Genomic DNA, 15,355 nt, shown 5'->3' with positions numbered 1-15,355 from the left:
GAGCAGTTGGTTAGGCAAGGTCTGTGTGAAGAAAATCGTTGCCTTTGTAGAGAAGCCGCGTTTTCAGTGCTTTGGCGCAAGCATAAGCAAAGCAATCGCCGAAATTCAGGTCTGCCCGATGACCAATGACTTTTCCATAGTTCATGCTTGCAGACAGCGCATCTTCGCCGATCTCATGCGAGATCGAAATCTCTTCGAGAATCAGATCTTCGGCGAATGCGTCGACCGCTTCGGCCGATGCCCTTAGAAGTTCGGGTGTCGTTTTCCTGCCTGCGGGCGTCTTCTGCCGTGCGAGCGCCTGGATAGCCTCGAAGCGGGCAAGGGGCGAGATGTGCATAATGGGATCGCCCGATGCCGCCAGAGCCTTCTCAAGTTCCTCATGGCCGGGCTCTCGCGCAAGAATGGCGACGATCGCCGATGCGTCGATAAACATCAGCTGCCCCACATGTCGTCGCTGAATTTCTTCATGTCGAATGACGGGTCGTTTGCTCCCATCGCATCCGCCAGCGATTTTGCGCGCGTGAGGCGTTCATGCAGCGGCCGGCTTTGCCGCGCGCGCGTAAGCTCATGATGGAGTGCGGTTCGCACGGCCTCGGTTTTTGTCGCAGCCTTGGTCAGGCGCTGCAGCTCACTCGCAAGCTCGTCTACTTCAGGGTCTCTGATATAAAGCGCCACGTTGATATTCCTTTTGCATATACAGATATCATTTTTGAATATTCATTTCAATTTCTCTCGCTGCCGGCCTTCCTTTGTGAAAATATTTCGTACCGGATCGGCGACATCTGCACTTGCTTTGTGCTAATTGCAGCGCCCATCGGAGAATGTTTTGGAGAAAAGGGCGCTTACAATGACAAAAGCATTTCTCTCCCACCTGCAATCTGAACTCGCCTCTCTCAAGGACGCCGGCCTCTACAAGTCCGAACGCGTCATCACCTCGAAGCAGGCCGGCGAAATCGCCGTTGTTTCCGGCGAGCGGGTGCTGAATTTCTGCGCCAACAACTATCTCGGCCTTGCCGACAACGAGGAACTGGCCGAGGCCGGCAAGAAGGCGCTCGACCGCTACGGCTACGGCATGGCCTCGGTGCGTTTCATCTGCGGCACGCAGGAGGAGCATAAGCAGCTCGAAGCCCGTATCTCCTCCTTCCTCGGCATGGAAGACACGATCCTCTATTCCTCCTGCTTCGATGCCAATGGCGGCCTGTTCGAGACGCTGCTCGGCGAAGAGGATGCGATCATCTCGGATGCGCTGAACCATGCCTCGATTATCGATGGCGTGCGTCTTTCGAAAGCCAAGCGCTTCCGCTACGCCAACAACGATATGGCGGCGCTCGAAGAGGAGCTGAAAAAGGCCGAAGGCAGCCGCTTCAAGCTGATCGCCACCGACGGCGTCTTCTCGATGGACGGCATCATCGCCAATCTCGGCGGCGTCTGTGATCTCGCCGAAAAATATGGCGCCATGGTCATGGTCGACGACAGCCACGCGGTTGGTTTCGTCGGCAGGAATGGCCGCGGTTCGCCGGAATATTGCGGCGTCGAAGGCCGGATCGACATCATCACCGGCACGCTCGGCAAGGCGCTCGGCGGTGCCTCCGGCGGTTATACCTCGGCGAAAGCCGAGATCGTCGAATGGCTGCGGCAGCGCTCGCGGCCTTATCTGTTCTCGAACACGCTGGCGCCTGTTATCGCTGCGGCTTCGCTGAAAGTGTTCGATCTCATCGAAAACGGCGATGCCCTGCGCCAGCGCCTTTCCGACAATGCCGATCTCTTCCGCCGCGAGATGACGAAGCTCGGCTTCACGCTTGCCGGTAAGGGCCATCCGATCATTCCCGTCATGCTGGGTGATGCCAAGCTGGCGCAGGACATGGCGGGGCTGATGCTGAAGAAGGGGATTTATGTGATCGGCTTCTCCTTCCCCGTCGTGCCGAAGGGCCAGGCTCGCATCCGCACGCAGATGTCTGCGGCGCATTCGAAGGCGGATGTGGAGCGGGCGATTGCGGCCTTTGCGGAAGCTGGGCGGGAACTGGGTGTGATTTGAGCGAGGCTGCTCCCGCTTCTCCCCAGCGGGGGTCCGAAGGACGGGGCGAGACCTGCGGCTCGACCCCGGTTCGGTGTCCGTCAGGACAGATGAGGGGGCGAGCGAAGCGAGGTTTCGAGCGATAAGCGAGAAACAAACCAAGCATTATATGGTGTGCCGTGCGGCCCCCTCATCCGCCCTACGGGCACCTTCTCCCCGCTGGGGAGAAGAGGGAGTCGCAAAGTCGGCGCCAGAACAAGGGCGGGATATTGTCGATGTCGAACATGATGAAGGCGCTGGTGAAGTCGAAGCCGGAGGTCGGGCTCTGGATGGAGAACGTGCCGGTGCCGGAGGTGGGGCCGAACGATGTGCTGATCCGGGTGAAGAAATCGGCGATCTGCGGCACCGACGTGCATATCTGGAACTGGGACCAGTGGGCGCAGAAGACCATTCCGGTGCCGATGGTCGTCGGCCATGAATTCTGCGGCGAGATCGCCGAAATCGGTTCGGCGGTCACACGTTATCATGTCGGCGAGCGGGTCTCGGGCGAGGGGCATATCGTCTGCGGCAAGTGCCGCAACTGCCGGGCGGGCAGGGGGCATCTCTGCCGCAACACGCTCGGCGTCGGCGTCAACCGGCCGGGCTCCTTCGGCGAATTCGTCTGCATTCCCGAAAGCAATGTCGTGCCGATCCCGGACGATATATCAGACGAGATCGCCGCGATCTTCGATCCGTTCGGCAATGCGGTGCACACAGCACTCTCCTTCGATCTCGTCGGCGAGGACGTGCTCGTCACCGGCGCCGGGCCGATCGGCATCATGGGGGCGCTCGTCGCCAAGCGTTCGGGCGCTCGCAAGGTCGTCATCACCGATATCAATCCGCACCGGCTGGCGCTGGCGCGCAAGCTCGGCATCGATCACGTCGTCGACGCGTCGAAGGAAAATCTCGCCGATGTGATGAAGGCGATCGGCATGACGGAGGGTTTCGATGTCGGGCTCGAAATGTCGGGCGCCGCTCCCGCCTTCCGCGACATGATCGACAAGATGAACAATGGCGGCAAGATCGCCATTCTCGGCATCGCGCCCGCCGGTTTCGAGATCGACTGGAACAAGGTGATCTTCAAGATGCTCAATCTCAAGGGCATTTACGGCCGCGAGATGTTCGAGACCTGGTACAAGATGATCGCCTTCGTCCAGGGCGGGCTTGACCTTTCGCCCGTCATCACCCATCGCATCAAGATCGACGAATTCCGCGACGGCTTCGAGGCGATGCGGTCGGGCAATTCAGGCAAGGTCGTGATGGACTGGATGTGAGGGAGAACGAAATGCTTTACGAGGGAAGCTGCCATTGCGGCAACGTCGCTTTCGAGGTCGAAGGCGAATTCACCGAGGCGCTGGACTGCAACTGTTCGCTCTGCCGCAGGCGGGGAGGGCTTCTCGCTTTCGTGCCGCGCGAGAAACTGGCGCTGAAGACACCGGAAGACGATCTTTCGACCTATACTTTCAACCGGCATGTCATCAAGCATCATTTCTGCGCCAATTGCGGCATCGCCCCCTTCGGCGAGGGCGTGGCGCCGAACGGTGCGGCGATGGCCTCGATCAACCTGCGCTGCATTCCGGCGATCGATCTCGGCGCGCTGAAGGTAACGCCTTACGACGGCCAGGCACGTTAGCCAATATTTGCCCGGAGAGAGGCGAATATACCGTCGGCACAATTGCAGGAAATGGCCGGAACAACTGGGGCGGCGGGCAAAATTCCGGCCGCCCTTGTCTTTTGTTCGCCGCTTCTTAAATAAGCTTCGCAATCGCAGCCGCGGTTCAAAGCCTGTGGATAAGGCTTTTTCCGAGTTTTCGCGGGCTTTTTTTCTGGAAAAGCTTGACGAGAACAAAAAATGTGGGAATCACCGTTCGACTTGTTGAAACGGTGAACAGGGTCAAGGCGGATCGCGCAACCATGGCCGGAAATCCAAAGGCAAGAAAGCTTTGCTGTCCGGTACCGGCGATCGTGGTTAATCAGACTTTAAATGTCATCCCGTTAGGTGGGCTCAGGTGATTCAAGGGCGACGCGAGCGGCGCGTCAGGCCCTGAGACGGCCCATTCACCGTAGCGAGATTGGATAGCGTCAGGAAGGCGACGATATAAATGGCAACCAAGGTCAAAGAGAACGAAGACGCGGAAGTCGAACGCGACGGCGCAAGCGACGGCCCTCTTCTCGATCTTTCCGACGACGCGGTCAAGAAGATGATCAAGGCCGCCAAGAAGCGCGGCTACGTGACGATGGACGAGCTCAATGCGGTCCTGCCGTCCGAGGAAGTGACATCAGAGCAGATCGAAGACACGATGTCGATGCTGTCGGACATGGGCATCAACGTCATCGAGGACGAGGAAGCCGAAGAGGCAGGAGCTTCCGGCGGCGATGACGACGATGCCGGCGGCGATGACGACAGCGAAGGCGGCGAACTCGCGCCTTCGAGCGGCACCGCGCTTGCGACCGCCAAGAAGAAAGAACCGACCGATCGTACCGACGATCCGGTGCGCATGTATCTGCGCGAGATGGGCTCGGTGGAGCTTCTTTCCCGTGAGGGCGAAATCGCCATCGCCAAGCGGATCGAAGCCGGCCGCGAGACGATGATCGCCGGCCTCTGCGAGAGCCCGCTGACCTTCCAGGCGCTGATCATCTGGCGCGACGAACTCAACGAAGGCACGACGCTGCTGCGCGAGATCATCGATCTCGAAACGACCTATTCCGGTCCGGAAGCCAAGGCTGCGCCGCAGTTCCAGAGCCCCGAGAAGATCGAGGCCGACCGCAAGGCTGCCGAGGAGAAGGAAAAGACCCGGCGCGCGCGCTCCGGTGACGACGACATTACCGATGTCGGCGGCGAAGGCATGCCTCCGGAAGAGGAAGAAGAGGACGAGGACGAATCCAACCTCTCTCTCGCCGCGATGGAAGCCGAGCTTCGTCCGCAGGTCATGGAAACGCTCGACATCATCGCCGAGACCTACAAGAAGCTGCGCAAGCTGCAGGACCAGCAGGTCGAGCAGCGCCTGGCGGCCACCGGCACGCTGTCTTCCGCCCAGGAGCGCCGCTACAAGGAGCTCAAGGACGAACTGATCAAGGCCGTGAAGTCGCTGTCGCTCAACCAGAACCGTATCGATGCGCTGGTCGAGCAGCTCTACGACATCAACAAGCGCCTCGTGCAGAACGAAGGCCGCCTGCTGCGTCTGGCCGAATCCTACGGCGTCAAACGCGACTCGTTCCTGGAGCAGTATCAGGGCGCCGAGCTCGATCCGAACTGGATGAAGTCGATCGGCAATCTGGCCGCCCGCGGCTGGAAGGAATTCGCCAAGGCCGAGAACACGACGATCCGCGACATCCGCCAGGAGATCCAGAATCTCGCGACGGAAACCGGCATTTCGATCTCGGAATTCCGCCGCATCGTGCATATGGTGCAGAAGGGCGAGCGCGAAGCGCGCATCGCCAAGAAGGAAATGGTCGAAGCGAACCTTCGCCTCGTCATTTCAATCGCCAAGAAGTACACGAACCGCGGCCTGCAGTTCCTCGACCTCATTCAGGAAGGCAATATCGGCCTGATGAAGGCGGTCGACAAGTTCGAATACCGCCGCGGCTATAAGTTCTCGACCTATGCGACGTGGTGGATCCGTCAGGCGATCACCCGCTCGATCGCCGACCAGGCCCGCACGATCCGCATTCCGGTGCACATGATCGAGACGATCAACAAGATTGTCCGTACATCGCGCCAGATGCTGCATGAAATCGGCCGCGAGCCGACGCCGGAAGAACTGGCCGAAAAGCTCGCCATGCCGCTCGAAAAGGTGCGCAAGGTCCTGAAGATCGCCAAGGAGCCGATCTCGCTTGAAACCCCGGTGGGCGACGAAGAAGATTCGCATCTCGGCGATTTCATCGAGGACAAGAACGCGCTGCTGCCGATCGACGCCGCCATCCAGGCGAACTTGCGCGAGACGACGACCCGCGTTCTCGCCTCGCTGACGCCGCGCGAAGAGCGCGTGCTGCGCATGCGCTTCGGCATCGGCATGAATACCGACCATACGCTCGAAGAAGTCGGCCAGCAGTTCTCGGTCACGCGCGAACGTATCCGCCAGATCGAAGCGAAGGCGCTGCGCAAGCTCAAGCATCCGAGCCGCTCGAGAAAGCTGCGCTCGTTCCTCGACAGCTAAGGCGTCGACGACTTTATTCTGATTGAAAAGCCGGGCCTCGTGCCCGGCTTTTGCTTTTGTGATTAGTACCAATGATCCCGGCGGTTTTCTTGTCCCTCCGTGGCGACAGGATTATAATCCGGCCACGGGGGAAGAGATCAATCGCAATGCGAGCGAGAGTCGACGCGTCCCTGCGTGGACTGATCCTCCGCTAGGTCCGGATGATTTTAGGCCGGATCGGCCTCAAATCTGAATCCGAACCTACCTCGAAAAATTGGGCATGATGTTGTCCGAAAACCGCTTACACTTTTCGGCATCATGCCCGGGGAGGTGCGAAATGACCACTTACATTCTTTTGATCAATTGGACGGATCAAGGCATTCGCAACGTTCGCGACTCGGCAAAAAGGCTGGACGCGGCGAAAAAACTGCTCGCCGGCGTCGGCGGTTCAATCAATCAATTCTTTCTGACGATGGGCGGGCACGACATGGTCGCCGTCTGCGAAGCGCCCGATGACGCCGTAATGGCGCATTTTACCCTGTCACTGGCGATGGGCGGCAATGTCCGAACCCAGACGCTCAAGGCCTTCCCGGAGGCCGCCTATCGGGACCTCATCGGCTCACTCAGTTAACACATGCGGAAGTTTGGCACCCATTCCCATCAAGGTCGCGGTTTCGGCCCCGCTCGTCGGTGCTCCGTTGCCCAAGCCTGGGGAAAGAGATAGTGCGCGCCATCGGATGACTTCGCCGCGATCACGAGGTTTTTTCCGTTAACGGCTTGATGCTGCCGGCTTTAGAGGCCACATCGCTGCTGTGACAGACGAAGTGGACCTGGCAGAGGCGAATCACGAAACGGCAAGACGGCGGCCCGAAATCCGCTGGGGTGTCGGTGTGTCCCTACTCTTGCACGTTCCGCTTCTCGCGCTGCTGATTTTTGGCCTGCCGAAGATCGAGCCGAAGCCTCCGGAAGACGAGAGCGTGAAGGTGGAACTCGTGCCGCCGCCGGAGGAGAAGAAGCCGGAGGAAAAGAAGGCCGAGGAAAAACCGAAGGAGAAGCCGCAAGAGCAGGCAAAGGCCGCGCCTCCTCCTCCGCCACCTCCGCCAGCTGGAAATAAGCCATCTGAGCAAGCCAGGTCTGCCGCCCCCATGCCCAGTTTGAGACCTGTCTTCGAGTTCGGCGACAGGGACAGCGGACCCAAAAAATCGACGGCGGGGAACTCCTCCCAGGGCGACGCGAAGCCCGCGACGACAGCACCTGAGCATGGCGCAAAACCGGAACAAGAGCCTGCGAAGGTTGCCGTGGAAAAACCGCAGGCTGAGACGCCACCTGCAAGGCCGGTTCCGGATGATGTGAACCTTCCCGAGATTGCTACGGCCGATGTCTCTTCTGAGCGCAATGCGCCTCTGGCAGAAGCCGACAGTGAAGCCAAGACCGCTATCGAGGCCGTCCCGCCGCCGGAGCAGAAGCCCCCTGAACCGCCGAAGGCAGATGTTGCAAAGAACGATCTGCCTAAGGCTAAGACATTATTTTCGCAGACAGCCGACGATGATCCGATGGCGAGAATCGCGATGAATGGTGTGCCGCGTGGCAGACGTGTCGCACAGCTTTGCGGCAATGAGCTCCAGCAACAGCTCATGCATGGTTCGCCCAGCTTTCAGCCAATCATAGTGCCTACTTTCGGATTATCACGTGGCACCGTTCTCGATATCAAGAGCGCGGCTTTCCGTACTGCTGAGGGTTGGTATCGAATTCGGTTTCGTTGTGAGGTTAACGAGGATGCCACGAAAGTCGTCTCGTTCGCTCATGAAGCTGGCGGGTTGATCCCTCGTAGCCAGTATGCGACCTACAGCATTCGTGAGTAGTTGATGCGATCCGCCGCTCACAACAAGCCACGCGCAAGGAAGCGCCCTTATCGTTTCCCCATGGCCGTGATGGTACGGTGAAGAAGGGACAATGATATGTCGAACGAAATCGAGCAGTTTTTGGAGCGTCAGGACGAAGCCGTGAGCATGCGGTTCCTGGAAAACAAATCCGACGAGCTGACCGATATTCTGGTGGCGGCGCTTGAAGAGGCTTTCGAGGTCCTTCTCGAAGCAGCGCCCGCCGAAACGATTCATTGACATTCTCCGACAGATTGCCGACTGGGCCGCTTGGTGCGCGCCTGTCCGGCTACCGGATGGAGCGGGATGCGCTCGGCAAGTCGGCGGCGAGCGTTTTCCGGCTGGAAGGCGAGGGCCTGCCGGCGCTTTATCTGAAGGTCGAGGCGGCGGGTCCGTTCGGCGAGCTTGCCGATGAGGCGGCCCGGCTCGGCTGGCTCAAGGCCTCGGGTCTCGCATGTCCTGATGTGATTGCACGGGAAAGCGACAGCGAGCGCAACTGGCTGCTGCTGAGCGCGCTGCCGGGGAGCGACCTTGCCAGCGCTGCGGCGCTGACGCCGCTCGCCCGCGTCGAGCTGCTGGCGGAGGCACTGTTCGATCTTCATCGCCTGCCGATCGCTTCCTGTCCGTTCGATCACCGCCTGGAAAAGCGCCTGCCGGTGGCGAAGGCGCATATGGATGCAGGGATCGTCGACGAGGAGGATTTCGATGCGGCCCGGCTTGGGAAAAGCGCTGCCGAGCTTTTTGCCGCGCTCGAGAGCATGAGGCCGGACGGCGAGGACCTCGTCGTTGCGCATGGCGATGCCTGTCTGCCGAATTTCATCGCTTCCGACGGCCGGTTCTCGGGCTATATCGATTGCAGCCGTCTCGGTCTCGCCGACCGCCATCAGGATATCGCGCTTGCCTGCCGCAGCATCGCCCACAATTTCGGCGAGGCGCTGGTTCAGCCTTTTCTCGATCGCTACGGCCTGCCGGCGCCGGATCGGGCGCGGCTCGATTATTACCGGCTGCTCGACGAGTTCTTCTGAACGGCTCCAGCGGTTGCGTGCCATGCGTCCGGCTGGCAAAGTGGCCGGAGCGGAGCGGCGGACCAGAAATGCCGAAAAATCAGTTCAGAATGCTGCGCTCGGCGGTTGCCGGCATCGAAGCGGTGGAGGCGCAAACGCAGCACAGCTTCGCCAGGCACACGCATGAGCAGTTCGGCATCGGCCTCATTTCTGCGGGCGCGCAGAAATCGCTGAGCGGGCGCGGCATGGTGGAGGCCGAGGCCGGCGAGATCATCACCGTCAATCCGAACGAGGTGCATGACGGCGCGCCGATCGGTGAGGGGCGATCCTGGCGCATCCTCTATTTCGATCCTGCCATCGTCACCGGTCTGTCGTGTGAGATCAGCGAGAGCGGTGCGGGACGATCGGAGATCCCGCATCCCGTCATCCGCAGTCCACGCATTGCCGCCCGCTTCGAAACGCTGTTTCGCGCCCTCACCGAGGCCACGGCAAGTCCGGGACTGCTGCATGAGGAACTGCTTCTGCAACTCGTCGCCGACGTCATGCGCGAGCGCGCCGAAGAGGAGGAGCGACCGGCGGTGCCGGCGTCCATCCGCGCGGCGCGGGATCTGATCGACAGCGATCCGCTGGCCGCCGTCTCGCTCGCCGATCTTGCCCGGGAAAGCGGGCTCAGCCGGTTCCAGGTGCTGCGCGGCTTTGCCAGGGCGACGGGACTGACGCCGCATGCCTATCTCGTGCAGGCCCGCATCCATATTGCGCGGCGGCTGATCGCTCAGGGCGTGCCGCTTGCCGAAGCCGCCTTTGCCAGCGGCTTTGCCGACCAGAGCCACATGACGCGGGTCTTCGTGCGCAAGTATGGCCTGTCGCCACGCTCTTACGCCAACGCTTTTCTTTGAACGGCGGCTGCAATTTCGTTCAAGACCCTTGATCATCCCTGCTGTTTTCTCGGCGCGCCAACAGGAGGCGCTGAATGTCGAAACAGGTTCAAGGATATTTCTATCTGGCGCTCGCCATGCTGACGGTCGGAAGCACCGTCATTGCGAGCAAGCTGATCGCGGCCGGCCTGCCGCCGTTCACTGCCACCGCATTGCGCTTCGCTCTCGCTCTTCCCGTCTTTTTTCTGCTGATGCGGGCGAGCGGAGTTCGGCTGCCGAAGCTCTCCCGACATGACCGTCTCATTCTTTTCGTTCAGGCCGGCGCCGGCAGCGTCGGTTATACCACGCTGCTGATCTCCGGCCTCAGCCTGACCTCGGCGGCGGATGCCGGCGTCATCATCGGTACGCTGCCGGTGGTCTCGGCGGCGATCTCCATTCTGCTGCTTCGCGAGCGGCCGCGGCGCGCGCTGCTTTTTGCCGTGGGGCTGGCGAGTGCAGGCGTATTTTCGATCGCCTTCACGCCGGAGGCCGCCGGCGGGTCGCTTGCCGGCAATGCGTTGATCTTCCTGGCAGTCGTCTGCGAGGGGCTGTTCATCCTGTTGAACAAGCGGCTGACGATCGACATTCCGCCGCTTGTGCAATCGACGCTGGTGACCGGCATCGGCTTCGTCGTTTCGGTCGTTCCGGCTGTTTTCGAGGCGCCTCTCGCGCATGGGTTTTCCACCAGTGCCATCGCTGCCGTCGTCTATTATGCGCTGGTGCCGACGGTCGGCGGCTTCCTGCTCTGGTATGCGGGCGCCGAAAGGGTAAGCGGCACGGAGGCCTCGCTGTTCACCGCGCTTGCCCCGGTTTCCGCCGTCATTCTCGCCTTCACCATTCTCGGCGAGCCGGTCGGGTTCAACCAGATCGCCGGCATCGCCTGCGTGCTTGCGGCCGTGTTCGGGCTTGCCTTTGCCGGCAGCCGCACCGAGCCGAAATTCATCGAGGGGAGATAGACCATGCAGTTCAGCCATTCGGAGGCGATATGGCAGGCATTTCCGGAGCTTCGCGCCGGCGTGCTCCATGCCGAAGGCGTTCAGGCGGGGGCGGACGTCGAAGAGGCGGTCGCAAGCTTCAACGCCATCGCCGAGGCGCGGCTCGCCAAAGCGCAGGAAGGCGAATTCCCGGAGATCCAGGCGTGGCGGCGCGGCTTTTCCCGCATGGGGTTGAAGCCGACGCAATATCGCTGCGCTTCCGAAGCGCTGCTGCGCCGCTTCCGCCAGGAGCATGGACTGCCGCGCCTCCATCCGCTCGTCGATCTCTGCAATGCGATTTCGCTCGCCTTCGCGATTCCCATCGCCGTCTTCGACACGAATAAGATTGCGGGCGATCTCGAGGTGCGGCGGGCAACGGGGCGTGAGACCTATCTGACCTTCGGCGGCGAGACCGAGCATCCCGAGCCGGACGAGGTGATCTTCGCGGATGGCGAGGGGAGGGCGCATGCACGGCGCTGGACGAACCGGCAGAGCGGGCTTTCGGCGGTGCGGGAGACGACGGGCTCAGCGCTGATCGTCGCCGAGGCGCTGCATGCTTCCGCCGGCGAGGATATCGGCAGGCTGGTCGCGACGGTCGCGGATGAGCTTGCGCGTCACTGGCCGGTCGTGCCGAAGACGGCGATGCTGACCTCGGCTTCACCGCGTTTCGAATTCGAACGTTGAGGCAACGCGGCATTCAGGCCTTGGGCCGGCGGCATGGGCGCCCTATCTCAGGGGGACCGATATCTTCTGGAGACGAACCCATGTTGGACAAGTCGATCAAGATTCCAGGGCCGGACCATCCGATCACCGTCGAGCACAATCTCTCCCGCGTCGTCGTCACCGTCGGCGGCAGGACGATTGCCGATACCCACAATGCGCTGACGCTGCGCGAGGCCTCCTATCCGCCGGTGCAGTATATCCCACGCGGGGATGTGGACATGTCGCTGCTTCAGCGCACCGATCACAGCACGCATTGCCCTTACAAGGGTGATGCCTCCTATTACAGCATCGCGCTTGGCGGCGAGCGTTCGAAGAATGCCGTCTGGACCTACGAGGCGCCGCATGCCGCCGTCAGCAGCATCAAGGACCATCTCGCCTTCTATCCCGACCGGGTCGATGGAATCGAGGAAATGGCTTCGCCCGAGGCGGGCACCTTCTGATCCGGCCGAAGAAAGGGGGAACCACTTTTTGCATAATCCGGTGATGTCAGCCCGTACCAATTGACAAACCGCTTCGCACTTTTCCCGGAATTGCTCTAGTTTCGCGCGAAACATCATCCGGGGGCGTGCGTGACGAGACGTTTTCTATCCTATGTGCTGGCGGCGTTTTTCGCGTCAGCGCCTGTTGCATCGGCCGAATGGCAGGCGGTCGAAGAAGTGCGGCCCTATTCGATATCAGGCAAGACCGGAGCGGAGCTCTACGAATCGATCGGGGAGCGGGGGCCGAAGGCCGGCGTCACCGGCCGGGTCATCGCGCATACGACCTTCAAGCTGACCTGGACCCGGAAATACGAAACGCAGGGCAATGCCTGCGTGATTACGACCAACCGGCCGAAGCTCATCATCACCTATACGCTGCCGAAACCGGCCGGCGATCTGCCGGCGGCCGTCAAGGGCAACTGGGAGACCTTCGTTTCGGGCGTTGCGGCGCATGAGCGGGTGCATGGCGACACCATCAAGGACATGGTTCGGGAAATCGAGGCGATGAGCATCGGCCTCACCGTCGCCGACGACCCCGATTGCAAGAAGATCAGGGTCGAACTGACCCGGCGCCTCGGCGAGATTTCCGCGAAGCAGCGTCAGCGCGGCCGCGACTTCGACAAGGTGGAAATGGGCGACGGCGGCAATATCCAGCAGCTCATCCTCAAGCTGGTGAATGGGCACTGATCGGGCGGGAAACCGACTTTGTCTGGACCTGTCCGCCCGGCCTCCTATCTCTCCGCTCACGAGGACAGCGGAGGAGAAATGCAATGTCCTATGTCGATGGTTTCATCGTCGCGGTGCCGAAGGAGAATGTCGAGGCCTATAAGGAGTTCTCGACGTTCGCGGGGTCGATCTGGAAGGAATACGGCGCGCTCGAATATGTCGAATGCATCGGCGACGACGTGCCCTATGGCGAGCTGACATCCTTCCCGCGCGCCGTGCAGGCCACGGAGGACGAGGTGGTGGTGTTTTCCTGGATCACCTACCGGTCCCGGCAGGAGCGTGACGATATCAATGCCAAGGTGATGAACGATCCCAGGCTCAAGGGCGACCAATGGCAGATGCCGTTCGATGGCAGGCGCATGATTTATGGCGGCTTCGAGACGCTGCTCAAGCTCTGATCGACGTGTCTTTTTAGACACGCGAAGGGCGCTGCAGGGCTTTCGTCGCACCAGTGCGTTCAGTCCGTTTCCGCCTGTGATATAGTCCCGCCGTAGGTTTGGTCAGGCCGCAGCGGCCGCCAGCCGATGAGGGAAACGGATATGCAGCGACGTGATTTCATCAAGGGAATGATTGTGCTCGGCGCCTGCCCGGCCTGCGCCAAGGCAGGCTTTGCGGCGGAGAGTGCGCATTGGAGCTATGAGGGCCAGTCCGGCCCCGACCACTGGGGCGCGATGGCGCCGGAGAATGCCGCCTGTTCGGCCGGTTCGCAGCAATCGCCGCTCGACCTGGCCGGCGCGGTCAAGGCGGAGCTTCCGCCGCTGGCGATCGACTGGAAGCCGGGCGGCAAGATGGTCAATAACGGCCACACGATCCAGATCAATATGCCTGGAGGCAGCGGGCTTTCGCGCGACGGCAGCCGCTACGAGCTGCTGCAATATCATTTTCATGCCCCGAGCGAGCATCATGTCGACGGCAGGAGCTTCCCGATGGAGGCGCATTTCGTCCACAAGCACAAGGAGACCGGCGCGCTTGGGGTGCTCGGCGTGTTCGTGACGCTGGGGGCGGCCAATGCAGGTTTTTCGCGGCTGGCGGCGGCTTTTCCGAAAACGGCAGGCGGCGAAGCGGCCGTGGAGGATGTCGACCCGAACGGCTTCCTGCCGAAGGAGCGCGCCTACTGGTCTTACGAGGGGTCGCTGACGACGCCGCCCTGCAGCGAGATCGTCGACTGGATGGTGCTGAAGCAGCCGATCGAGGTCGACGAGAAGGACATAAAGGCTTTCACGGCGCTCTATCCGAGGAATGCGCGGCCGGTGCTGGCCGCCAACCGACGCTTCATCCTGTCCTCCTTTTAGGGCAAGCTGGCTTGCCTGGGCAAACTGCCCTTGCCCGGTCAAGTCTTGACTTGTCGCTCACGGCGCGCCACCTCGCTGGCGGTATGCTTGCGAGATGGGAGAGCGCCTTGCCCCAGACGATCCTTACCCTGTCCACGCGTGGGCAGGGCCTTTACGAATTCACCGGTCAGGCGGAGGCCTTCGTCAGTTCCTCGGGGCAGGCGGAGGGGCTTCTGACCGTCTTCGTGCGCCATACCTCCTGTTCGCTGCTGATCCAGGAGAATGCCGATCCCGATGTGAAAACCGACCTTCTCTCCTTCTTCGGCCGCCTCGTGCCGCCGGCCTCCGATGCCTCGATGGGCTGGGTCATCCATAGGGACGAAGGGCCGGACGACATGCCGGCGCATATCAAATCGGCGCTGACGCAGGTTTCGATCGGCATTCCGGTTTCAAGCGGGCGCCTGACGCTCGGCACCTGGCAGGGCCTTTATCTTTTCGAACATCGCGACCGGCCGCACCGGCGCGAAATCGTGCTGCATCTCAGCCCGTGAGGTCTGGCCGCTTCGGTGTCATCCTCTTGTGAATGCAAACTGAATGGGCGGTTCGAACACCGTTCAGTTTACCGCGGTTACTGTCGAGACAATCCCTGAAGGGAGAGCTTAGGTCTTACCAATCGACGGAGACACCTCATGACGCATTTCCTCACCAAGGCTTGCTTTGCCGCAGTGCTCGCCCTCTGCGCCATTCCGGCAACGGCTTCCACGGCGGCGGCGGCAGGGCCGCAGACGAACTTCATCGTCGAGGCGCAATACCATCGCCCGATCCGCGGGTGCTCTCCGATGCATGCGGTGCGCAAGGCGCGCGACTTCGGTCTGCACAGAGCTCATATCACCCGCATGTCGCCGCGCGTCGTCGTCGTTGCCGGGCGTGACCGTCGCGGCTGGGACCGGATGGTCTTCGCCAATGTCCGCGGCTGCCCGCTGATCCGGCGCTAACTAGAGCAATTCCAGGAAAAGTGCGAAGCGGTTTTCTCAGGCAAAGCGCGAAGCGCTTTTGCCGGGAATTGCGTAAATCCAAAAGGCTAGAGCGGTTCTGCGCTTCCGTGAAAAGCTGAACCGCTCTAGCACGACACGAAGGCTGAAAGTGTTGCAGTGTTCTGTGCGTCTTAAAAGACACTCGGCGCTGTAAGGGCTGC

Annotated in this window: 19 protein-coding genes; 17 read left to right on the top strand and 2 right to left on the bottom strand. The window is 61.2% G+C overall.

Annotation, left to right across the window (positions count from 1 at the left end):
• Positions 1–10: 10 nt before the first annotated feature.
• Together QD408_RS10395 and QD408_RS10390 are read right to left on the bottom strand one after the other, a co-directional pair.
• A complete protein-coding gene (locus QD408_RS10395; RefSeq protein ID WP_414139240.1) occupies positions 11–433 on the bottom strand; it encodes a type II toxin-antitoxin system VapC family toxin in 423 nt (140 codons plus the stop codon).
• Positions 433–675 carry a type II toxin-antitoxin system VapB family antitoxin gene (locus QD408_RS10390; protein ID WP_088681238.1) on the bottom strand — a complete coding sequence of 81 codons (243 nt, stop codon included), beginning with the start codon at positions 673–675 and terminating at the stop codon, positions 433–435. The genes QD408_RS10395 and QD408_RS10390 overlap by 1 nt, the downstream gene beginning before the upstream one ends.
• Before the next feature lie 172 nt (positions 676–847).
• On the opposite strand from QD408_RS10390, the gene QD408_RS10385 reads away from it, so the two are divergent.
• The 17 genes from QD408_RS10385 to QD408_RS10305 all read left to right on the top strand — a co-directional run bounded on the left by QD408_RS10385 (position 848) and on the right by QD408_RS10305 (position 15,155).
• The gene (locus QD408_RS10385) at positions 848–2,035 is read left to right on the top strand and encodes a glycine C-acetyltransferase (protein WP_414139239.1); all 1,188 of its coding nucleotides are present in this window, start codon (positions 848–850) and stop codon (positions 2,033–2,035) included.
• 254 nt (positions 2,036–2,289) lie between these two features.
• Complete coding sequence (gene tdh, locus QD408_RS10380) at positions 2,290–3,327, top strand: L-threonine 3-dehydrogenase (RefSeq protein WP_414139238.1); 1,038 nt, start codon at positions 2,290–2,292, stop codon at positions 3,325–3,327.
• 11 nt (positions 3,328–3,338) lie between these two features.
• A complete protein-coding gene (locus tag QD408_RS10375) occupies positions 3,339–3,686 on the top strand; it encodes a GFA family protein (RefSeq protein ID WP_414139237.1) in 348 nt (115 codons plus the stop codon).
• 469 nt (positions 3,687–4,155) lie between these two features.
• On the top strand, positions 4,156–6,210 hold the full coding sequence (gene rpoD, locus QD408_RS10370) for an RNA polymerase sigma factor RpoD (RefSeq protein ID WP_414139236.1): 2,055 nt from the start codon (positions 4,156–4,158) through the stop codon (positions 6,208–6,210).
• 316 nt (positions 6,211–6,526) lie between these two features.
• Positions 6,527–6,820 (top strand): GYD domain-containing protein, encoded by a 294-nt coding sequence (locus QD408_RS10365; protein ID WP_088681243.1) that lies wholly within the window; start codon positions 6,527–6,529, stop codon positions 6,818–6,820.
• 181 nt (positions 6,821–7,001) lie between these two features.
• Positions 7,002–8,051, top strand: coding sequence for a DUF930 domain-containing protein (locus tag QD408_RS10360; RefSeq protein ID WP_414139235.1), 1,050 nt, complete (start codon positions 7,002–7,004; stop codon positions 8,049–8,051).
• 96 nt (positions 8,052–8,147) lie between these two features.
• Entirely contained in the window at positions 8,148–8,309 is a 162-nt protein-coding gene (locus QD408_RS10355) for a hypothetical protein (RefSeq protein WP_414139234.1), read from the top strand.
• A complete protein-coding gene (locus QD408_RS10350; RefSeq protein ID WP_414139233.1) occupies positions 8,306–9,094 on the top strand; it encodes an APH(3')-II family aminoglycoside O-phosphotransferase in 789 nt (262 codons plus the stop codon). The genes QD408_RS10355 and QD408_RS10350 overlap by 4 nt, the downstream gene beginning before the upstream one ends.
• Before the next feature lie 68 nt (positions 9,095–9,162).
• Complete coding sequence (locus QD408_RS10345) at positions 9,163–9,969, top strand: AraC family transcriptional regulator (RefSeq protein ID WP_414139232.1); 807 nt, start codon at positions 9,163–9,165, stop codon at positions 9,967–9,969.
• A gap of 74 nt (positions 9,970–10,043) precedes the next feature.
• Entirely contained in the window at positions 10,044–10,943 is a 900-nt protein-coding gene (locus QD408_RS10340; RefSeq protein WP_414139231.1) for a DMT family transporter, read from the top strand.
• A 3-nt stretch (positions 10,944–10,946) separates the two neighbouring features.
• Entirely contained in the window at positions 10,947–11,645 is a 699-nt protein-coding gene (locus QD408_RS10335; protein WP_414139230.1) for a B3/4 domain-containing protein, read from the top strand.
• Between the two features lie 80 nt (positions 11,646–11,725).
• The gene (locus QD408_RS10330; RefSeq protein WP_088681249.1) at positions 11,726–12,124 is read left to right on the top strand and encodes a DUF427 domain-containing protein; all 399 of its coding nucleotides are present in this window, start codon (positions 11,726–11,728) and stop codon (positions 12,122–12,124) included.
• Positions 12,125–12,253: 129 nt separating this feature from the next.
• A complete protein-coding gene (locus tag QD408_RS10325; protein WP_414139229.1) occupies positions 12,254–12,850 on the top strand; it encodes a DUF922 domain-containing Zn-dependent protease in 597 nt (198 codons plus the stop codon).
• 83 nt (positions 12,851–12,933) lie between these two features.
• Positions 12,934–13,287, top strand: a complete 354-nt coding sequence (locus QD408_RS10320) for a DUF1428 domain-containing protein (protein ID WP_414139228.1) — start codon at positions 12,934–12,936, stop codon at positions 13,285–13,287.
• 141 nt (positions 13,288–13,428) lie between these two features.
• Entirely contained in the window at positions 13,429–14,181 is a 753-nt protein-coding gene (locus QD408_RS10315; protein WP_414139227.1) for a carbonic anhydrase, read from the top strand.
• 107 nt (positions 14,182–14,288) lie between these two features.
• Positions 14,289–14,711 carry a secondary thiamine-phosphate synthase enzyme YjbQ gene (locus tag QD408_RS10310; protein WP_414139226.1) on the top strand — a complete coding sequence of 141 codons (423 nt, stop codon included), beginning with the start codon at positions 14,289–14,291 and terminating at the stop codon, positions 14,709–14,711.
• A 138-nt stretch (positions 14,712–14,849) separates the two neighbouring features.
• A complete protein-coding gene (locus QD408_RS10305; RefSeq protein WP_088681254.1) occupies positions 14,850–15,155 on the top strand; it encodes a hypothetical protein in 306 nt (101 codons plus the stop codon).
• Positions 15,156–15,355: the final 200 nt, after the last annotated feature.

The organism is Rhizobium sp. BR 249, from assembly GCF_047445895.1.
Classification (GTDB): Bacteria; Pseudomonadota; Alphaproteobacteria; order Rhizobiales; family Rhizobiaceae; genus Rhizobium.
This window is presented reverse-complemented; position numbering and strand designations above follow the sequence as displayed.

Bases quoted from the DNA above. Each gene is read 5' to 3' on its own strand.
- QD408_RS10385 (WP_414139239.1), top strand. From the start codon at position 848: ATGACAAAAGCATTTCTCTCCCACCTGCAATCTGAACTCGCCTCTCTC.
- QD408_RS10305 (WP_088681254.1), top strand. From the start codon at position 14,850: ATGACGCATTTCCTCACCAAGGCTTGCTTTGCCGCAGTGCTCGCCCTC.
- QD408_RS10395 (WP_414139240.1), bottom strand. From the start codon at position 433: ATGTTTATCGACGCATCGGCGATCGTCGCCATTCTTGCGCGAGAGCCC.
- QD408_RS10330 (WP_088681249.1), top strand. From the start codon at position 11,726: ATGTTGGACAAGTCGATCAAGATTCCAGGGCCGGACCATCCGATCACC.
- QD408_RS10365 (WP_088681243.1), top strand. From the start codon at position 6,527: ATGACCACTTACATTCTTTTGATCAATTGGACGGATCAAGGCATTCGC.
- rpoD (WP_414139236.1), top strand. From the start codon at position 4,156: ATGGCAACCAAGGTCAAAGAGAACGAAGACGCGGAAGTCGAACGCGAC.
- QD408_RS10335 (WP_414139230.1), top strand. From the start codon at position 10,947: ATGCAGTTCAGCCATTCGGAGGCGATATGGCAGGCATTTCCGGAGCTT.
- QD408_RS10345 (WP_414139232.1), top strand. From the start codon at position 9,163: ATGCCGAAAAATCAGTTCAGAATGCTGCGCTCGGCGGTTGCCGGCATC.
- QD408_RS10320 (WP_414139228.1), top strand. From the start codon at position 12,934: ATGTCCTATGTCGATGGTTTCATCGTCGCGGTGCCGAAGGAGAATGTC.
- QD408_RS10340 (WP_414139231.1), top strand. From the start codon at position 10,044: ATGTCGAAACAGGTTCAAGGATATTTCTATCTGGCGCTCGCCATGCTG.
- QD408_RS10315 (WP_414139227.1), top strand. From the start codon at position 13,429: ATGCAGCGACGTGATTTCATCAAGGGAATGATTGTGCTCGGCGCCTGC.
- QD408_RS10375 (WP_414139237.1), top strand. From the start codon at position 3,339: ATGCTTTACGAGGGAAGCTGCCATTGCGGCAACGTCGCTTTCGAGGTC.
- tdh (WP_414139238.1), top strand. From the start codon at position 2,290: ATGTCGAACATGATGAAGGCGCTGGTGAAGTCGAAGCCGGAGGTCGGG.
- QD408_RS10355 (WP_414139234.1), top strand. From the start codon at position 8,148: ATGTCGAACGAAATCGAGCAGTTTTTGGAGCGTCAGGACGAAGCCGTG.